General features: G+C 68.1%; 13 protein-coding genes and 1 riboswitch. Of the genes, 6 read left to right on the top strand and 7 right to left on the bottom strand.

Annotated features, from left to right (window positions below):
• Window positions 1-99: 99 nt before the first annotated feature.
• The 5 genes from LI94_RS00890 (at window position 100) to LI94_RS00910 (ending at window position 9,528) form a co-directional block, all read left to right on the top strand.
• Window positions 100-759: an SDR family oxidoreductase gene (locus tag LI94_RS00890; protein ID WP_024441150.1), complete on the top strand. Its 660-nt coding sequence runs from the start codon at window positions 100-102 to the stop codon at window positions 757-759.
• Between the two features lie 46 nt (window positions 760-805).
• Window positions 806-1,018: riboswitch (cobalamin riboswitch) on the top strand.
• A gap of 135 nt (window positions 1,019-1,153) precedes the next feature.
• The gene (gene metE / locus LI94_RS00895) at window positions 1,154-3,424 is read left to right on the top strand and encodes a 5-methyltetrahydropteroyltriglutamate--homocysteine S-methyltransferase (RefSeq protein ID WP_046299999.1); all 2,271 of its coding nucleotides are present in this window, start codon (window positions 1,154-1,156) and stop codon (window positions 3,422-3,424) included.
• Window positions 3,425-3,501: 77 nt separating this feature from the next.
• Window positions 3,502-4,392, top strand: a complete 891-nt coding sequence (locus LI94_RS00900; RefSeq protein ID WP_046300000.1) for a mycobacterial-type methylenetetrahydrofolate reductase — start codon at window positions 3,502-3,504, stop codon at window positions 4,390-4,392.
• A 299-nt stretch (window positions 4,393-4,691) separates the two neighbouring features.
• On the top strand, window positions 4,692-8,636 hold the full coding sequence (locus LI94_RS00905; RefSeq protein ID WP_046300001.1) for a cation-translocating P-type ATPase: 3,945 nt from the start codon (window positions 4,692-4,694) through the stop codon (window positions 8,634-8,636).
• Window positions 8,637-8,646: 10 nt separating this feature from the next.
• A complete protein-coding gene (locus LI94_RS00910; RefSeq protein WP_046300002.1) occupies window positions 8,647-9,528 on the top strand; it encodes a crotonase/enoyl-CoA hydratase family protein in 882 nt (293 codons plus the stop codon).
• Here LI94_RS00910 and LI94_RS00915 read toward each other — a convergent pair.
• Genes LI94_RS00915 through LI94_RS00930 form a run of 4 tightly spaced genes read right to left on the bottom strand, consistent with a single transcriptional unit; the run spans window position 9,525 to window position 13,460 of the window.
• Window positions 9,525-10,352 carry a sterol desaturase family protein gene (locus LI94_RS00915; protein ID WP_046300003.1) on the bottom strand — a complete coding sequence of 276 codons (828 nt, stop codon included), beginning with the start codon at window positions 10,350-10,352 and terminating at the stop codon, window positions 9,525-9,527. The genes LI94_RS00910 and LI94_RS00915 overlap by 4 nt on opposite strands.
• Window positions 10,353-10,356: 4 nt before the next feature.
• Window positions 10,357-11,082 (bottom strand): GntR family transcriptional regulator, encoded by a 726-nt coding sequence (locus tag LI94_RS00920; protein WP_239651122.1) that lies wholly within the window; start codon window positions 11,080-11,082, stop codon window positions 10,357-10,359.
• A 49-nt stretch (window positions 11,083-11,131) separates the two neighbouring features.
• A complete protein-coding gene (locus LI94_RS00925; protein WP_046300004.1) occupies window positions 11,132-12,865 on the bottom strand; it encodes a DUF3556 domain-containing protein in 1,734 nt (577 codons plus the stop codon).
• 22 nt (window positions 12,866-12,887) lie between these two features.
• Window positions 12,888-13,460: a TetR/AcrR family transcriptional regulator gene (locus LI94_RS00930; protein ID WP_046300005.1), complete on the bottom strand. Its 573-nt coding sequence runs from the start codon at window positions 13,458-13,460 to the stop codon at window positions 12,888-12,890.
• Window positions 13,461-13,641: 181 nt separating this feature from the next.
• On the opposite strand from LI94_RS00930, the gene LI94_RS00935 reads away from it, so the two are divergent.
• Entirely contained in the window at window positions 13,642-14,862 is a 1,221-nt protein-coding gene (locus LI94_RS00935) for a cytochrome P450 (RefSeq protein ID WP_046300006.1), read from the top strand.
• Between the two features lie 4 nt (window positions 14,863-14,866).
• Here the strand turns inward: LI94_RS00935 and LI94_RS00940 are convergent, their stop codons facing one another.
• From LI94_RS00940 to prpD, 3 genes are read right to left on the bottom strand one after another with little or no spacing between them, the layout of a single operon-like run.
• A complete protein-coding gene (locus tag LI94_RS00940) occupies window positions 14,867-15,985 on the bottom strand; it encodes a bifunctional 2-methylcitrate synthase/citrate synthase (protein ID WP_046300007.1) in 1,119 nt (372 codons plus the stop codon).
• Window positions 15,982-16,899, bottom strand: coding sequence for a methylisocitrate lyase (prpB, locus tag LI94_RS00945; RefSeq protein WP_046300008.1), 918 nt, complete (start codon window positions 16,897-16,899; stop codon window positions 15,982-15,984). The genes LI94_RS00940 and prpB overlap by 4 nt, the downstream gene beginning before the upstream one ends.
• Complete coding sequence (gene prpD / locus LI94_RS00950) at window positions 16,896-18,401, bottom strand: 2-methylcitrate dehydratase PrpD (RefSeq protein WP_024441138.1); 1,506 nt, start codon at window positions 18,399-18,401, stop codon at window positions 16,896-16,898. The genes prpB and prpD overlap by 4 nt, the downstream gene beginning before the upstream one ends.
• Between the last annotated feature and the right edge of the window lie 116 nt (window positions 18,402-18,517).

The following is an 18,517-nucleotide window of genomic DNA, read 5'->3' on the forward strand; positions in this document are numbered from 1 at the left end:
TCCTTAGTTCGTTCGGGGTCTTGTTGCCTCGATTGTCGACGGGCGCGCCCGGCCGGTGTCAGCGGGGGTCACTCCGGGCTCCCGCGTACCGTCGATTCCATGGCACGCATTGTGATCATCGGTGGCCACGGCAAGGTCGCCCTGCTGCTCGCCCCGATTCTTTCCCAAACCCGCAACCAGGTCAGTTCGGTGTTCCGCAACCCCGACCACGCCGAGGAGGTCGCGGTCACCGGCGCGGTCCCGGTGGTGGCCGACATCGAGCAGCTCGACACCGACGGCCTGGCGCGGCTGGTGGCCGATCACGACGCGGTGGTGTTCTCCGCCGGCGCCGGTGGCGGGAACCCCGCCCGTACCTACGCCGTCGACCGCGATGCCGCCATCCGCACCATCGACGCCGCCGCGCAGGCCGGCGTGCGGCGGTTCGTCATGGTGTCCTACTTCGGCGCCGGCCCCGATCACGGTGTGGCCGAGGGCGACCCGTTCTATCCGTACGCTCAGGCCAAGGCCGCCGCCGACGCCCACCTGCGCGCCACCGACCTGGACTGGACGGTGCTGGGACCCAGCCGGCTGACCCTTGAGCCGGCGACCGGCCGGATCGCCGTCGGCCCCGACCCCGGCAAAGGGCAGGTCTCCCGCGGCAACGTCGCGTTGGCGATCGCAGCCTGCCTGGCCGACAACTCGACCATCGGCCGCACCATCGAATTCAACGACGGCCAGAGCCCGATCCCGGAGGCACTCGCGGCGGGCCGAGCCGAGTAACCTCGATCACGCAACTGGTTTGCCGTTGTCGCCGCCAGGCGGCCTCGGCATCGAGCGCACCGCGGTTTACGCAGTTTTCCGTGGAGCGCAAGAGGGAACCCGGTGAGAATCCGGGACTGTCCCGCAGCGGTATGCAGGAACGACCGCCGTCATAAGCACTGGTCACGGGTTCGCCCACCGACTGGGAAGCGACGGCCATTAGGAGCACCTCGGTGCGTGCCTGCGAGTCCGAATACCTGCCCGTTGTGCTGGGCGCGCCGCGCCCGGCGGATCAACGCCTCGCGGAATAGGCGTCTGGTTTTGAGGGTTATAGTGCTTTATATATAGGCACGGGACCGGATCAGCTGGGCGGCTGCTGGCGTTGACCCACCCTCGTCGATCGAAGGATCAAATCGTGACCGTTCAACCTTTTACCGCCACCGTTCTCGGCTCACCGCGAATCGGGCCGCGACGCGAACTCAAGCGCGCCACCGAAAGCTACTGGGCCGGCCGCATCGGCCAGGACGAACTGAAGACGGTGGCCGCCGGCCTGCGCCGGGACACCTGGGCACAGCTGGCCGCCGCCGGGCTGGACTCGGTGCCGGTGAACACGTTCTCCTACTACGACCAGATGCTCGACACCGCAGTACTGCTGGGCGCACTGCCGGCCCGGGTGGCCGGCGTCGCCGACGAGCTGGACCGCTACTTCGCCGCCGCCCGGGGCAACGCCGAGATCGCTCCGCTGGAGATGACGAAGTGGTTCGACACCAACTACCACTACATCGTTCCCGAGATCGGCCCGGACACGAAGTTCTCGCTGAACCCGGCCAAGGTGCTCTCCGAGCTCGCCGAGGCCCAGGAGCAGGGCATCAACGCTCGTCCGGTGATCATCGGGCCGGTCACCTTCCTGCTGCTGAGCAAGGCCGTCGACGGTGCGGACGCACCGATCTCGCGCCTTGACGAGTTGACCGGCGTCTACGCCGAGTTGTTGGGCAAGCTGGCCGACGCCGGCGCACAGTGGGTGCAGATCGACGAGCCGGTGCTGGTGACCGACATCTCGGCGGACGCCCCCGCGTTGGCCGAGCAGGTCTACAACCACCTCGGCGCGCTGAGCAAGCGGCCGGCGATCTTCGTGGCCACCTACTTCGGTGACCCCGGGGCCGGGCTGCCCGCCCTGGCCCGCACTCCGGTCGAGGCGATCGGCGTCGACCTGGTCTACGGCGCGGACGCCAAGATCGCGTCCGTGCCGGAGCTGGCCTCCAAGATGCTGGTTGCCGGTGTGGTCGACGGCCGCAACATCTGGCGCACCGACCTGCAGGCCGCGCTGGCCAAGCTGGCGTCACTGCTGGGATCGGCGGATGCGGTTGCTGTATCTACGTCGTGCTCGACATTGCACGTGCCCTACTCGCTGGAGCCCGAGACCGGCCTGGACGACGCGCTGCGCAGCTGGCTCGCCTTCGGCGCCGAGAAGGTGACCGAAGTGGCCACCCTGGCCCGCGCCCTGCGTGAGGGCCGCGACGCGGTCGCCGAACAGATCGCCGCGTCCAATGCCGCGGTTGCCTCCCGCAGGTCCGACCCGCGGCTGAACAACGCGGCGCTGCGCGCCCAGATCGCCACGATCAAGGAGGCGGGCATCCAGCGCGGATCGGCCGAAGAGCGACGCGCCGCTCAGGACGAGCGGCTGCACCTACCGCCGCTGCCGACCACCACGATCGGTTCCTTCCCGCAGACCGTGGAGATCCGCAAGGCCCGTGCCGCGCTGGTGGCCGGCGAGATCGACGAGGCGGAGTACACCAACCGGATGAAGGCCGAAGTGGCCGCGGTCATCAAGCTGCAGGAAGAACTCGGCCTCGACGTGCTGGTGCACGGCGAGCCGGAGCGCAACGACATGGTGCAGTACTTCGCCGAGCAGCTGGACGGCTTCTTCGCCACCAGCAACGGCTGGGTGCAGTCTTACGGCAGCCGCTGCGTGCGCCCGCCGGTGCTGTTCGGTGACGTCGCGCGGCCCAAGCCGATGACGGTCGAGTGGGCCACCTACGCCCAGTCGCTGACCGACAGGCCGGTCAAGGGCATGCTCACCGGTCCGGTGACCATCCTGGCCTGGTCGTTCGTCCGTGACGACCAGCCGCTGGCCGACACCGCCTATCAGGTGGCGCTGGCGATTCGCGAGGAGACGGTGGATCTGGAATCCGCCGGGATCGCGGTGATCCAGGTCGACGAGCCGGCCCTGCGTGAGCTGCTGCCGGTGCGCGACGCCGACAAGGCGGCCTACCTGGAGTGGGCGGTCGGCTCGTTCCGGCTGTCCACCTCCGGCGTGTCCAACGCGACGCAGATCCACACGCACCTGTGCTACTCGGAGTTCGGTGAGGTGATCGGTGCGATCGCGGACCTGGACGCCGACGTCACCTCGATCGAGGCGGCCCGCTCGCACATGGAGGTGCTCGACGACCTCAACGCGATCGGGTTCTCCAACGGTGTCGGGCCGGGCGTCTACGACATCCACTCGCCGCGTGTTCCCAGCACCGACGAGATGGCGTCGTCGCTACGCGAGGCACTGAGTGCCGTTCCCGCGCAACGCCTCTGGGTCAACCCGGATTGCGGCCTGAAGACCCGCAAGACCGACGAGGTCACCGCGTCCCTGGCCAACCTGGTCGCTGCCGCGAAGGAAGCCCGCGCCGGCCTGTGACCGTCTGACATGTTGCGCCCCAGAGCTTTTCTGGGGCGCAACATGTCCGTTCCCCTCTTGAGATACGGAGTTCCCTGGTGCCGCTGAACACCATTGCACTGGAATTGGTGCCGCCCAACACCGACCGCGGCGTCAAGCAGGCCCGCGAAGAGGCCCACAAGGTCCTGCAGTTATCCGCCCAAGCGGGCATCGCGGGCCGGATCGGTCACGTCATGATCCCCGGGTTGATCCCCGAAGACGACGATCGGCCGGTCGAGATGCACCCCAAACTCGACGTGAGCGACTTCTGGTCGGTCATCGGTCCCGAACTGCCCGGAGTGCGCGGACTGTGCACGCAGGTCACCGCCTTCCTCGATGAGTCCGCGCTGCGCACACGACTGTCGGGGCTGCGCCAGGCCGGGTTCGACGGAATCATCTTCGTCGGTGTCCCCCGCACGCTCAACGACGGAGAGGGCGGCGGCGTCGCACCCACCGACGCCCTGTCCAAGTTCGACGATCTCGTGGACAACCGGGGAGTCATCCTCATCCCGACCCGAGACGCCGAACAGGATCGCTTCGCCTTCAAATGCGAGCGGGGCGCCACGTTCGGGATGACGCAGCTGCTCTACTCGGATGCCATCGCGGGATTCCTGCGCGACTTCACCCAGGCCAGCGACCACCGGCCCGAGGTCCTGTTGTCGTTCGGCTTCGTGCCCAAGATGGAGTCCAAGGTCGGGCTGATCGACTGGCTGATCCAGGACCCGGGCAATGAGGCCGTCGCCGCCGAACAGGACTTCGTGCGGACTCTGGCCGCGGGCGAACCCGACGCCAAACGCCGCCAGTTGCTCGATCTCTACAAGCGGGTGATCGATGGCGTGGCCGAATTGGGGTTCCCGTTGAGCCTGCACTTCGAGGCTCCCTACGGTACTTCGAAGCCGGCTTTCGACACCTTCGCCGAGATGCTCGCCTACTGGTCGCCGCCGACATAAACCGGAGGAGGCGGCCCAGATCGGTTGGAAGGGGCAGTAATTCACCGACACTTCAGGTCGAGTCTCGGCGGCGTTCAGCCGACAGCTGCTTACCGGCCCTAGCCTCGGACGCGAAGGGGAGTAGTTCCTACCCGCCACACCGGTGGTGGATGTGAATGGTCGTCAATACGGCGGTTGCACCCGCCCGGTCATTCAGCGGACCTGGACTTTCGCGAGCGAGACCTTCGGACGATCAATCATGTCGACCGAAGGTTCCGCGGGCTGTCTCCACGGCTTCGGTCGCCGAGCGAAGGAGACCGATGCCCCCCTCGATAGCTGCCTTGGCCGACGATGTCGAGCCGGACTATGAGGTGGTTGCCGACCCACCGGCGGAGGCCGACCGCCCACCCCGACACCTTCGCCCGGCCCCCGAACCCGGCGATGGTCTGATCGCGGTCAGCAGCGCCGCGATGGCCGGCATCAATGCCGTCGGCCTGGGTCTGGCAGTTGCCAGTCGCGTGCTGCGGTTTCGCCGGTTGCCCTCCAGCCTCCAGGGCGCGGTGATCACCCTGGACCACCAGCCGCAACTGCGCCGCATGCTGGAGGAACGAATCGGCAAGCGCGCCACCGCCACCGCGTTGGGGATGGCGACCACCGCCGTCAACGCCCTGGCCGCGGCGCCATCGATGCTGGCAGTGGACCTGGCGATCAACACCATCAGGGCCGCCGAAGCGCGCGCGGACACCCGGGCCTGGGCGCGGCGCGAGCCGGAACTGGCCCGCCCGGCTGCCCGGCCGGCCCAGCGCACGACCGAATCCCCGGAGAGCCCGGTCGACCACAACCTCCAGCGCGGGACCTGGATTCAGGCGATCGGCGCCGCCGTCGTCGCCGCGACCAGCCGCGACCCGGAACTGGCCGGCAATGCCGCGTTGGTCGCGGTGCCCAAAGCCACCCGGGCCACGCACGAATCATTCGCCGCCACATTGGGCCGCGGGCTGGCCAACCGGGACGAAGCACTGCAGGTCGACCCGGACAGCCTGCGTCGACTGGACCGCATCGACGTGGTGATCCTCGATCCGCGCGTGCTGCGGACCGCAGCGCTGCGCCTGGCGGGACTGCGCGGCACCGACGAGAAGGATCTGACCGCCTGGGAAAGCGCCCGGGAGATGCTCGCGGCAGGTGACCTGCGGCCAGGGTGGCATCCCGTCCCCGGCCGCCCCGGCACCGAGGCACTGGTTGCTCCGTCGCCGCATCCCCTGGCGGCCGCGACGCTCGCCGAGACACAGCGCGCCCAGGTGCGCACGGTGACCGTGGACGACTCCACCGGCCTGGGAGTGCTGCGGCCCGCATTCGACGAAATCGCTCCCCTGACGGGCGATTCGATCGACGTCACGCTGCTTCATGCGGTGCGCGACTACCAGCAGGACGGCCACACCGTGGCGGTGGTCTCCTCTGCGGCCGCCCAGGCGCTGTCGGCGGCCGACCTCGGGATCGGCATCCTGCCCGACGACGGCGAGCCGCCGGTGGCGGACCTGATCATCGATGACCTGTCCGGGGTCTGGCGGGTGCTGCATGCCCTGCCCGCAGCCCAGGAGGCCACCCGTCTGGGTATCGCCTTGTCCACCGGCGCTTCGGCATTGGGTTCGATGCTGCTCATACCCACGGTGCGAGGACGCGGTCCTGAGCCGGTGGCGCTGGGCGCGACCGTGGGTCTGGTGTCGGGCTACTGGACGGCCCGCCGGGTGATCACGGCGCCGCTGCCCCGGCCGGTCCCCGTCGAGGAGTGGCATGCCATGTCGGTCGAGCAGGCGCGTGCCGCCCTGAGCTCGCTGTCGCGGCCCGACGTCGCGCCGGACACCGGCATCGCCGGGCGGCACGTGGTCTGGCAGTTCCTGGACGCGGTGCGTGATGAACTGTCCGATCCACTGACACCCGTCCTGGGACTGGGCGCCGCTGCCACCGCGCTGCTGGGCGCACCCCTCGACGCGCTCATGGTCGGCTCTGTCCTGGTCAGCAATGCGGTCCTGGCGGCCGGTCAACGGTTGAGCGCCGAACTGCGGCTGGATCGGCTTCTGGCCGAGCAGATCCCGCCCGCCTGGAAGGTGACGATCCGGCCCGATGGCACCCGCGACCGCGTCCAGGTGCTTCCCGAGCAGCTGCAGCGTGGCGACCTGATCGAGGTGGGTCCCGACGATGTGGTGCCCGCCGACGCCCGGTTGGTCGAGCTGGAGAAGCTGGAGGTCGACGAGTCCTCGCTCACCGGTGAGTCGTTGCCGGTGGCCAAGCAGATCGATGCCACCCCGGGCGCCGAGCTGGCCGAGCGTCGCTGCATGCTGTTCGCGGCCACCACCGTGGCCTCCGGGAGCGGTCTGGCGCTGGTGACCGCGGTGGGCCCCGACACCGAGGTGCGGCGCGCCGCTGACCTGGTCACCAGCCGGCACGGGGATATCGGGCTGACCCATCAGCTCGGACAGATCACCACCCGGACTTGGCCGCTGAGCCTGATGGCCGGCGGTCTGGTCAGCGTGCTTGGCGTGTTGCGGGCCACCCGGCTGCAGCAGGCGGTGGCCAACGGAGTGTCGGTGGCGGTGGCCGCTGTCCCCGAGGGCATGCCGGTGGTGGCGACGCTGGCTCAGCACGCCTCGGCCCAGCGTCTCACCAAATCCGGTGTGCTGGTGCGGGTGCCCCGCTCCGTGGAGGCCCTGGGCCGCGTCGACGTGGTGTGTTTCGACAAGACCGGCACCCTGAGCGAGAACCGGTTGCGGGTCACCGAGGTGCGTACGGCGGCCGATCATTCCCGTGACGAGGTACTGCGGTGCGCGGAGCGTGCGACGGCGTCGGCCAAGGGGCAGAGCCATGTCGACGCGACCGATACGGCGATCGTGGCGGCGGCAGCCCAGGTGCCCGGAGCCGTCGCTTCGGGGACAGCCGATGCCCATCTGCCGTTTCGCTCCGGGCGGCCGTTCGCGGCGTCGGTGTTCGGCGCCGAGTTGACCATCAAGGGTGCACCGGAGGTGGTGTTGGCCGCCTGCGGTGACGTCCCGGCCGACATCCACGATGTGGTGGAGCAGCTGGCCGACGAGGGCCTGCGGGTGCTCGCGGTAGCACGACGCGAGCTCAGTTCCGCTCAGGTGCAGGCGCTTTCGGCAGATCCGGACGATCCCGAAGCCCAGCTCGCGACGCTGGCGCAGCAGTGCGCCGACGGTTTGACGCTGGTCGGGTTCGTCGGTATCGCCGACACGCCACGCGCCGGGTCGGCGGGGCTGCTGGCCGAGCTGGACCGCCGGCAGGTGCCCATTCGGATGATCACCGGCGATCACCCGACCACCGGCCGTGCGATCGCCCGCAAGATGGGCGTGCAGCTGTCCGCCGATCAGGTGATCACCGGCACGGAGTGGGAGGCGCTGTCGGGCACGGAGCAGGAACGCGCGGTGTCCGAGCGGGTGGTGTTCGCCCGTATGTCGCCGGCGAACAAGGTGCAGGTGGTTCAGGCACTTGAGCGCAGCGGCAAGGTCTCGGCCATGGTCGGTGACGGCGCCAACGACGCCGCCGCCATCCGGGCCGCCACCGTCGGGATCGGCATCGTCGCGCAGGGCAGCGACGCCGCCCACACGGCCGCCGACGTGGTGCTGCTCGACGGGAAGATCGAGACCCTGCTGGACGCCCTGAACGAGGGCAGCCAGCTGTGGCAGCGGGTGCAGGCCGCGGTGGCGGTGCTGCTGGGCGGCAACGCCAGCGGCGCGTTGTTCGCGATCATCGGCAGCACGCTGACCGGTCAGGCACCGTTGAACACCCGGCAGCTGTTGCTGGTCAACATCGTGACCGACGCGTTCCCGGCCACCGCGCTGGCGATCAGCCAGCCTCGGCGTCCCATGCCGTTCGGGGGACGCGGGCCCGATGAGAAGGCGCTGCTGCGCGCGGTGACACTACGGGGCACCACCACGGCCAGCGCCACCCTCGCGGCATGGTTCATGGGCCGGCTCACCGGCCTGCCCCGCCGCGCGTCGACGGTGGCGCTGGTCGCGCTGGTGACCACCCAGTTGGCGCAGACCCTGCTGGAGTCACGCTCGCCGATGGTGCTGGCCACCGCCGGCGGGTCGTTCGCGGCGTTGGCCCTGCTGATCAGCATCCCGGGGATCAGTCAGTTCATGGGTTGCACGCCGCTGGGCCCGATCGGCTGGGGCCAGGCGCTGGCGTCGACTGCGGTCGCCACCACCGCGGCGGCCATCGTGCCCCGCTTCTTGTCTCGCGCCGAGGCCCACTAGCCTCGGGGCGATGGAGTTCACCACGCTGCGCCATGAGGTCGAAGACGGCATTCTCACCGTGTATTTGAACCGGCCGGACAATCTCAACGCCTTCACCGTCGAGATGGCCGAGGAGCTGGAGCGAACTTTCGTCGACGTCAATTACGACGACGCCGTCCGCGCGGTGATCGTCACCGGCTCGGGGCGCGCCTTCTGCGCGGGCATGGACCTGTCCAGTTCCGGCAACGTGTTCGGCCTGGATGAGTCCAAGTCGCCGTCGCTGGCCGACATGGCCGACCTCGACGACCCCGAGCTGGCCCGGGTGCGCGACACCGGCGGGCGGGTGACCTTGGCGATCTACAACTGCCGTAAACCGGTGATCGCCGCGGTCAACGGGCCCGCGGTCGGGATCGGGGCCACCATGATGCTGGCCATGGACGCCCGGCTGTTCTCCACCAAGGCGCGTTTCGGTCTGGTCTTCGGCAAGCTGGGCATCACTCCCGAGGCGTGCTCGACGTGGTTTCTGCCCCGGATCGTCGGCATGCCGACCGCCCTGGATCTGCTCTACCGCGCCGACATCCTCGATGCCGAGGGGGCACTCGGCTGCGGGATCGCGGGGTCGCTGCACGAGCCCGAAGCACTGTTGGCTGACGCGCGGGCGCTGGCCGATGCCTGGACCAAGGGCCGCTCGCCGGTGTCGTTCGCGCTGATCCGTCAGATGCTCTACCGCAACTCCGCGCAACCGGACCCGGTGGAGGCGCACCGGGTCGATTCACTGGCGATGTTCTACACCAGCATCGGCGACGGGGCCGACGGGGTGCGGGCGTTTTTGGAGAAGCGCGACGCCCAGTTCACCTCCCGGGCCTCGCAGATGCCGCCGTTCTACGACGAGTGGGTCACGCCCGGCGCCTAAGCTGCCGGTTGCCATCCCGGGCCGCGAAAGAGGTGGCCCCACACCGCACGCCAACTGCGAGCCGCACGGATGTCGCGCCAGATGGCCACGTATTCGTGGGTGGCCACTCGCACCGGATTGAAGGTGTCGATGTTCTTGGTCAAGCCGTAGACGACGCGCTCGTCCTCGGGCTGGAAGGTGCCGAACAGCCGGTCCCAGACGATGAGGATTCCCCCGTAGTTCTTGTCAAGGTATTGGGCGTTCGCCCCGTGGTGCACCCGGTGGTGCGACGGGGTGTTGAAGATGAATTCGATTGGCCGCCAAAGTTTTCCGACCCGCTCGGTGTGGATGAAGAACTGGTAGAGCAGGCTGACCGACTGCTGCAGCAGGATCATCCACGGGGCGAATCCGGCGAACGCCAACAGTATCCAGAACGGCACCGAGGTGAACGGCGTCCAGGTCTGGCGCAGCGCGGTGGACAGGTTGTAGTGCTGACTGGAGTGGTGCACCACGTGGCTGGCCCAGAACACCCGGATGGTGTGGTGCGTGCGGTGGTACCAGTAGTAGGCGATGTCGTCGGCGACGAACAGTGCGATCCAGGTCAGTGGGTTGCTGGCCGGCAGGTGAACCGGTGCCAGCAGATAGGCCCCGCTGAAGATCGCCAGCACCACCAGCTTCCAGCCGATGTTGATGACGACGTTGCCGATTCCCATCGTGAGGCTGGTGCTGGTGTCGCGCATCTCGTAGCCGCGCTCCTGATCGTCGGGACGCACCGCGAACGACACGGCTTCCAACAGCAGACAGAGCATGAAGACCGGGATGGCGTGCGCGATGAGGTCGAACATGCGGCTACTCCTCGCCCTCGGTGCCGGCCTGACAGGCCGTGACGAACCGGGTCAGCAATTCTTCGGCGAGGCGGTACGCCGCGTCCTCGTCGGCGGCTGCGATCGCGGCGGCGAGGTCGATGTGGGAGCTGCGGTCGGCGAATTCGGCGGCTCCCAACGCATAGATGGCGTCGCGGCCGATCTCGTCGTAGGCGGCGACCAAGGTGTTGAGCGCCAGCCGGTAGGCAATATTGCCGGATGCGTCAATTACGGCGATCCAGAACGCCAGGTCGGCGTCGCTGACCGCCGCAAGGTCGCCGGAGATCGGGTAGTCCGCGGCGGCCGCGATGATCGCGGCCCGCTGTTCGGCCGAGGCGTTCCGCGCGCAGAGTCGTGCGGCGTCCGCGGCGATCGAGCGGCGCATCACCGCGACGTCGCCGATGATCTGGCGCGCCGGAATCGCCCCGGCGACAGCCAATCCGGTCAGCGCGTCCAGGCCGGCGCTTTGCCGCCAGTCCAGCACCCGGGTCTTTCCGCCGTGGCTGATCCGGACCAGTCCCGCCTGCTGCAGCCGCTTGAGCGCTTCGCGCACCGCGTGCCGGTTGACCTGCAGGGTCAGCGCCAGTTCGCGTTCGGACGGAAGCGGCCCGCCGGCAGGCAAGCGTCCGGTCAGGATCTCTTCGACGAGCCGCACGAAGATCGTGTCGGAGAGCGCGGTGCGGGAGATGGGCGCCAGATCCATGGTCTCCATGGTCAGGCACCCACCCCCACTGGTCAACTGGTTGGACCAGTTATCTAGGTCACACCGAGGCGGCGCCGTCGACGTAAATCGGCAGATCGTCCTGCCAGGGCTGGCGCTCCAGCATGTCGGCCACCTTGACGTGGCCGCGCTCGAACTCACCGGTGGCGGCGTCCACCAGCCGGTAAGCCTGGGTCTGCCGATGGATCGGCTGCGCATCGAGAATCACCACCCGCACCTCCCCCGGCTCGAATCCACAGCGCTGCTGCAAGGCCTCGATCAGCTGCTCATTGGTCATGTGGCCGTCGCCGAAGTTCCAGCCGATGGCCGTCGAACAGATCCGCTCGCCGTCGGTCAGCGAGTAGTCGCTCTCGTCACCGTCAGCCATCGCCCGGTGCGCCAGGCTGAACAGCGCCCGGCCGTGGGTGTTGAAGCCGCGGAACGCATACCCCATGTAGATCGGGATCTGAGCGGCCTCGGCACTTCCGTAGAACCGTTCCAACTGCGCGGCGGGCATGCTGGCGATCGCGACAATCCCGCGCGCCATCTTCTCTTCCGCCGACGGCTTCAGGCACCACAGGGTGGTGTCCCAGTTTCCGGCGTAGTACCGCATGCCGGGCAGGAAGGAAACCTTGTGCGGGAACAGGTTGCCCGCCACCACCGTGCCCGCGCTGATGGCGAACAGCAGCGCCACCGCCAGCGGGTTGTTGAGGTCGGACAACCCGAGATCGGCGTGTGCGACGAACAACGACAGCACCCCGAAGATCATGAAGACGTTCCACTCCAACGGCACGCCCATCGGGATCGCCGCCAGGATCCCCAGGTGGAAACAGACCATGACAAAGGCCGCGGTCGCGGTGGGCAGACCACCGTGGCAGAAGAACAGTGCCAGTGGCACGAGCATCTCGATCGCCGTGCTCACATGCGCCAGCGCCTTGGATGGACCGCCGGGGCGCAGGTCTTCGGGGAAGTTCTTGAAGAAGGCGCGCTTGAGCGGCTTCGGCCGGATCAGCGGGTTGTTGCTCATCATCGTCGAGATGACGAATGGGAAATGGTGGTTGAGTTTTGAAGTCGCCGCGCCCATCCAGATCACCATGAAGATCGCTTTGGCCGCAATGATCATGTCGACCCCGGTGAACAGGAATGCCGCCGCCAGCGGGGCGTAGACCTCGCCGCGGGCCGCCAGGAAGATCACCTTGTCGCGCAACCCGATCGTGGCCAGGATCCCCAGAATCGTCAGGATCTGCCAGTGCGGCAACACCCCGACGTTCGTGTGCAGCGCGGCGATGGGGCCGGTTCCGTCGGAGACCAGCGCGACCACCAGCATCACCAGCAGCGCCGCATACAGGGCGGCGTCCACCGGCGTGCGGTTGGTGCCGGCGGTCAGCGGGATGCGCCGCGGCCATGGTGGCAGCCGGATGGTGCCCGGCCGCAACCAGTACAGAATCGATCCCATCGGCGGGAAGAACCGGTTGTTGAGCGGGCCGAAGCCGCAGCCCAGGCCGATCACCTCGAACAACATCGTGTAGAGCACGACCTTCTCGAAGACGATCGGTTCGCTCCACCACTGCCGTACCTCGGTGAATCCGTCGACCCCGGCGGTGCTCAGCGCAAACAGCCAGGCGCCCAGGATGTAGAGGCCGATCTTGAGCACATAGAACAGGTGCAGCACCACCGGCGTGCCGAAACCCACCTCGGCCCAGTGCCGGGCCATCGGCCGGATCTTCTCGCTGCGCGTGCCCTTGCTCCATTCGGCGAAGTCGACAACGGGCAGTTCAGGTTTGAGAAATCCCATGACGGCCAGACTAGAACGTGTTCTAGGTCTGCGCGGCGAAACCGTCCCCGGCGAAGGCCGGGGCGACGAAGCGCTCCAGAATCTGCTGCTCGGCCGCGGCGTCCTCGAGGGGCCAGCACAACAGCGAAAGCAGCACCCGCACGACCCACTGCGCGGCCAGCCGATCGTCCTCGCTCAGACCACCGAGGTCGCGGGCGAAACCGGCGACCATGGGCGATGCGGCCAGTCGGGTCATCTCCTGCGCGCCGCGCACCGAGCCGACCATCGGTTGGACAAGCGGATCCGAGCGGATCCGCTGCAGTGCCGCCGCCATCGCGGCCACCACCCGATCGGCCCCGCTGCGCCCGGCGACCGCCTGGCGCACAGTGTCCACAATGCGTGCGGCCGCCCGCGCCAGGACGGCATCGCGAATCTCGGCCTTGCCGCCGGCATGCCGATAGATGGTGGCGCGCGAGCAATGCACCCGGGCCGCCAAGACGTCGATGTCGAGGGCATCGATCCCCTCGCGAATCACCAGATCCATCGCGGCGGCGTAGATGCGTTCGGCGCCGGCGGCACGACGGTCCTCTCCCACCAGCCAGTCATGCCCGGTCATCGCGCACTCCCTCCGCCTGCAAACTTTATCTCAGCGTGAGACAAAAATAGACCGAATTCTCACCGTGTCTGCAGGTCCGCGGCGCGCTCTGAGACGATCCCCGGCCACCGGCTCCAACGACGGCTTTCAACTTCGGGCAGCGCATTGACGCAGGTAGCGCACCTTGAGCAGCCTAGACGCCATGCCAGTAGAGACAGACCAGATGGGCCTGCGCCTGTTCGACGACGCGTGCATTCAAGACCCGTACCCGTTGTACGAGCGGATGCTGGCGCACGCCCCGGTGCACCCGATCGGTGATTCCGGGTTCTATGCGGTGTGCGGCTGGGATGCGGTCATCGAGGCGGTGGCGCGAGTGCAGGACTTCTCCTCAAACCTGACCGGGACCATGCTCTACCAACCCGACGGCACGGTGGCCACCTTCCCGATGCCCGGACTCGAAGACCCCACCCATGTGCTGGCCACCGCCGACGACCCGGCTCATGCCGCGCACCGCAAGATGCTGGTGCCACAGCTGGCGGCCAAACGGATTCGCGCTTTGGAGCCGTTCATCTCCGAGACGATGGACCAGTTGTGGCACGACGGGGTCCGCGATGGACGCATCGAGTGGATGAGCGCCGTCGCCAACCGGCTGCCGATGATGATCGTGGCGCGGCTGATCGGTGTGCCCGACGAGGACGTGGATCAGCTGGCGGCCTGGGGTTACGCCGGCACCCAAGTGGTGGAGGGGCTGGTCGACGCTGACCAACTCGCCCGCGCGGGTGTCGCCGTCATGGAGCTCGCGGGTTACATCAACGACCATTTCGGGCGGGCCGCTCTCGATCCGCGCGACAACCTGCTCGGCGACTTGGCCACCGCCTGCGCCTCCGGCGCACTCGACAACCTCACCGCCCAGGTCATGATGATCACCCTGTTCAGCGCCGGCGGTGAGTCGACGGCATCGCTGATCGGTTCGGCCGCCTGGATTTTGGCGACGCGCCCGGAGGTCCAGCGTCGGGTTCGCGACGCACCGGAGCTGTTGGGCCCGTTCCTCGAAGAGGTGTTGCGGTGCGAGTCGCCGTTCCGCGGTCACTACCGCCATGTCCGGCGCGACACCAGCCTCGGCGGGGTGAATCTGCCGGCTGGATCACGGCTGCTGTTGCTGTGGGGCGCGGCCAACCGGGACCCGTCGCGGTTTGCCGCGCCGAACGAGTTCCAGGTGGACCGCCCTGCGCAGAGTCACCTGGCATTCGGAAAGGGCGCGCACTTCTGCGTCGGCGCCGCCCTGGCGCGGCTGGAGGCCAGGATCGTGATCGGCGAACTGCTGGCACGCACATCGCAGTTCGGCATCGCCGAGGCCGGCCGCTGGCTGCCCAGCCTGCTGGTGCGCCGCCTCGAGCGCCTGGAGCTCACCGCGCTCGGCTGATGCCTCAGCGCGCGCCGACGACGCGCTGGGGACTTCCCGAATACGCACTCAGCGGACGGATCAGCGCGTTGGACGCGGTCTGCTCGATGATGTGCGCGGTCCATCCGGTGATTCGGCTCATCACGAACAGCGGGGTGAACATCGGAATGTCGAAGCCCATCAGGTAGTAGGCCGGCCCGGTCGGGAAGTCCAGGTTGGGCAAAATCCCGGTGGCCGCGAACATCTCGGCCTCCAAGATGCGATAGATGTCCAACCAGCGCTGGCCGTGACGCTCGGCGGCGACCCGCTCCAGCGCCGCCTTCATGGTCGGCACCCGAGAGTCCCCGTGCTTGTACACCCGGTGGCCGAACCCCATCACCTTGTCCTTGCGAGACAGCTTGGCGTGCAGCCACTCTGCGGCCCTCTCCGGCTCCCCGATCTCGATCATGTCGTGCATGACCGCCTCGTTGGCCCCGCCGTGCAGCGAGCCCTTGAGCGCGCCGATGGCCGCGGTGACGGCACTGTAGATGTCGGACTGGGTGGAGGTGACCACCCGCGCGGCGAAGGTGGACGCGTTGAAGCTGTGCTCGGCGTAGAGGATCATGGACTGCTCGAAGGCCGTCACGATGACCGGGTCGGGCACCTCACCGAAGCACATCCGCAGGAAGTTCTCGGAGTAGCCGAGGTGGCTGTGCGGTGCGATCGGGTCCAGACCGCGCCGACGCCGCATGTCGGCGGCGACGATGGTCGGCAGCACCGCGAACATCCGCAGCGCCTTGGCGAAGTTTGCCGACTCGGAGGGATCGTCCTCTTCCGCGTCCTCGGCACCCAGGTAACTGATCGCGGTACGCACCACGTCCATCGGGTGGCAGTTCTCCGGGAGCTTGTCCACCAGCGACAGCAGCGACCGGTCCACTCGCCGCGCCGCCCGCTCCCGTTGGCAGAACAACGCCGACTCGGCGTCCGTGGGCAGCTCACCGTGCCAGAGCAGGTAGGCGACCTGCTCAAAGCTCACACGCGCCGCCAGGTCCTGCACGGGATAGCCGCGGTAGGTCAGCGAGTTGGTCTCCGGCACGACCTTGGAGATGGCGGTGGTGTCGACGACGACGCCGGCGAGGCCCTTGTGAATATCCGCGGTGGTCACCGTCTGCCTCCTTGAATGGTGAAGTTGAAGATGTCATCGTCGAACTGGTTGTACTCGGCGTACCGCAGCAGCTCGTAGAGCCGACTGCGGTGCTGCATCTGGTCGAGCAGTCCGGCTTGCGTTCCAGCCGAGTCGATCTCGCGCAGGCCCACTTCGACGGCGAACATCGCCAGCCGCAGCGTGGTCACCGGGTAGATCACTGCGTTGTAGCCGAGGTCGGACAGTTGCGTGGTAGTGAGCAGTTCCGACTTGCCGAACTCGGTCATGTTGGCCAGCAGCGGCACATCGACTGCGGCACGGAACTTTTCGAAATCATCCGGGCCCTGTAGCGCTTCGGTGAAGATGAGGTCGGCACCGGCTTCTGCGTAGGCCTTTGCACGCTCGATCGCGGCGGGAAGCCCTTCGATGCCGGCGGCATCGGTGCGGGCGCAGATGACGAAGTTCGGGTCCCGGCGCGCGGTGACCGCGGCCCGCAGCCGTTTGATCATCTCGCTGGTAGGCACCACGGCCTTGCCGTCGAGGTGTCCGCACCGCTTGGGATTGACCTGGTCTTCGAGGTGGCATCCGGCCAGCCCGGCATCTTCGAGCACGGTGATGGTGCGGGCAGCACTCATGGGTTCACCGAAGCCGGTGTCGGCGTCGATAAGGGTCGGCAAGCTGGTGGCGGACGCGATCTGGGCGCCGCGTCCGGCCACCTCGGTCAGCGTGGTCAGCCCGATGTCCGGCAGCCCCAGGTCGGCCGAGAGCGCCGCGCCGGAGACGTAGACGCCCTCGAATCCGATCTCGGCCACCAGCTTGGCGACCAGCGGCGAGAACGCGCCCGGGAACCGTTGCAGCTGACCAGAATTCAGACCCGAGCGAAACGCCACCCGCTTGTCCGACGGGGCCGCGGCCGCCCCGAGCAGCCCACTCACCGGAAAATCCCGTTGGGAGTCGCCGGCGCCTGGTCCAGCACCGCGGGCTCGACGACGATGTTGAGTCCGCGGAGTTCAGAACCCGCCAACCCCGCTAGACCTTCTGCGGCGGCCAGGAACCGCTCCTGTTCAGCGGTGGTGGCGATGCCCTCGGCGAGCTCGGTGAACTTGCCGATGTACTGCTTGCGCTCGAACGGCCGGGCCCCCAGCGGGTGCGCATCAGCGATCGCCAACTCGTCGGTGATCACTTCCCCGCTGGCCAGCGTCACCTCGGCGCGCGCCCCGAAGGCCTTCTCATTCGGGTCGGTCGAGTGGTAGCGCCGGGTCCACTCCGGGTCCTCGACGGTGGAGATCTTGTGCCACAACGCGATGGTGTCGGGAAGGTGGGCGCGCTCCGGGGAGTACGACCGCATGTGGTGCCAGCTGCCGTCCTCCAGGGCGACGGCGAAGATGTACATCACCGAGTGGTCCAGGGTTTCCCGCGACGCGTCCGGGTCGAACTTCTGCGGATCACCCGAACCGGTACCGATCACGTAGTGGGTGTGGTGGCTGGTGTGCAGCTTGATGGTGGCCACCTGGCTCAGGTCGCCGATCCGCTCCCGGAGCCGCTTAGCCAGGTCGATCAGCGCCTGGCTCTGGTACTCCGCGGAGTACTCCTTGGTGTAGGTGTCCAGGATTGCGCGCTTGGCCTCGCCGGGGCCGGGCAGCGGCACCTGGTAGGTGTGGTCTTTGCCCGACAGCATCCAGGCGATGACGCCGTCCTCGCCCTCCCAGATTGGGGCCGGAGCACCCTCACCGCGCATCGCCCGGTCGACGGCCTCGATGCCGACCTTGCCGGCCCATGCCGGCGCGAAGGCCTTCCAGCTGGAGATCGACCCCTTGCGGGACTGGCGGGTGGCCGTGGTCAGGTGCAGCGCCTGGCCGACCGCGGAGTAAATCACCTCGGGGTCGAGCTTGAGCATGGTGCCGATGCCGGCGGCCACCGACGGGCCGAGGTGCGCGACGTGGTCGATCTTGTGCTCGTGCAGGCAGATGCCCTTGACCAGGTCGACCTGGATCTCGTAGGCCGTGGCCAGGCCGCGGATCAGGTCGGCGCCGGACAGGCCGAGCTGCTGGGCGACCGCCACCAGCGGCGGGACGTTGTCGCCGGGGTGCGAGTACTCCGCAGCCAGGAAGGTGTCGTGGAAGTCCAGTTCGCGCACCGCGGTGCCGTTGGCCCAGGCCGCCCACTCGGCGGAATAGGTGCCCTCGATACCGAAGACCGCAGCGCCCGGCTTCGACGGGTGCGCCTGAGCCTGCCGGCGAGCCACCGTCACCGGCCGGCGCAGCACCGAGGCAGCGCTGACGGCGGCGTTGTCGATGATCCGGTTGATGACCATTGCCGCGGTGTCATCGGGAACGGCCACCGGGTCGGCGGCCACCTGTGCGATCTTCCAGGCGAGATGCTCGGAGCGGGGAAAGTCATCGGCACTGCGGCGGGTCTTCACGTCATGTAGCTGCATGTTCCACACCCTACGCACGACCGGTAAACACCGATATGCATGGGAAATGCGTATTACTGCGTCCTAAGTTGGCCAGAATTGCGAACCTTGCGAATGCATTCGCGGGTTACGCTGCA

It is taken from the genome of Mycobacterium sp. UM_Kg27, from assembly GCF_000972905.1.
GTDB lineage: Bacteria > Actinomycetota > Actinomycetes > Mycobacteriales > Mycobacteriaceae > Mycobacterium.

Bases quoted from the DNA above. Each gene is read 5' to 3' on its own strand.
- LI94_RS00915 (WP_046300003.1), bottom strand. From the start codon at position 10,352: ATGTTCGACCTCATCGCGCACGCCATCCCGGTCTTCATGCTCTGTCTG.
- LI94_RS00905 (WP_046300001.1), top strand. From the start codon at position 4,692: ATGCCCCCCTCGATAGCTGCCTTGGCCGACGATGTCGAGCCGGACTAT.
- LI94_RS00890 (WP_024441150.1), top strand. From the start codon at position 100: ATGGCACGCATTGTGATCATCGGTGGCCACGGCAAGGTCGCCCTGCTG.
- LI94_RS00935 (WP_046300006.1), top strand. From the start codon at position 13,642: ATGCCAGTAGAGACAGACCAGATGGGCCTGCGCCTGTTCGACGACGCG.
- LI94_RS00930 (WP_046300005.1), bottom strand. From the start codon at position 13,460: ATGACCGGGCATGACTGGCTGGTGGGAGAGGACCGTCGTGCCGCCGGC.
- LI94_RS00920 (WP_239651122.1), bottom strand. From the start codon at position 11,082: ATGGAGACCATGGATCTGGCGCCCATCTCCCGCACCGCGCTCTCCGAC.
- LI94_RS00925 (WP_046300004.1), bottom strand. From the start codon at position 12,865: ATGGGATTTCTCAAACCTGAACTGCCCGTTGTCGACTTCGCCGAATGG.
- LI94_RS00910 (WP_046300002.1), top strand. From the start codon at position 8,647: ATGGAGTTCACCACGCTGCGCCATGAGGTCGAAGACGGCATTCTCACC.
- prpD (WP_024441138.1), bottom strand. From the start codon at position 18,401: ATGCAGCTACATGACGTGAAGACCCGCCGCAGTGCCGATGACTTTCCC.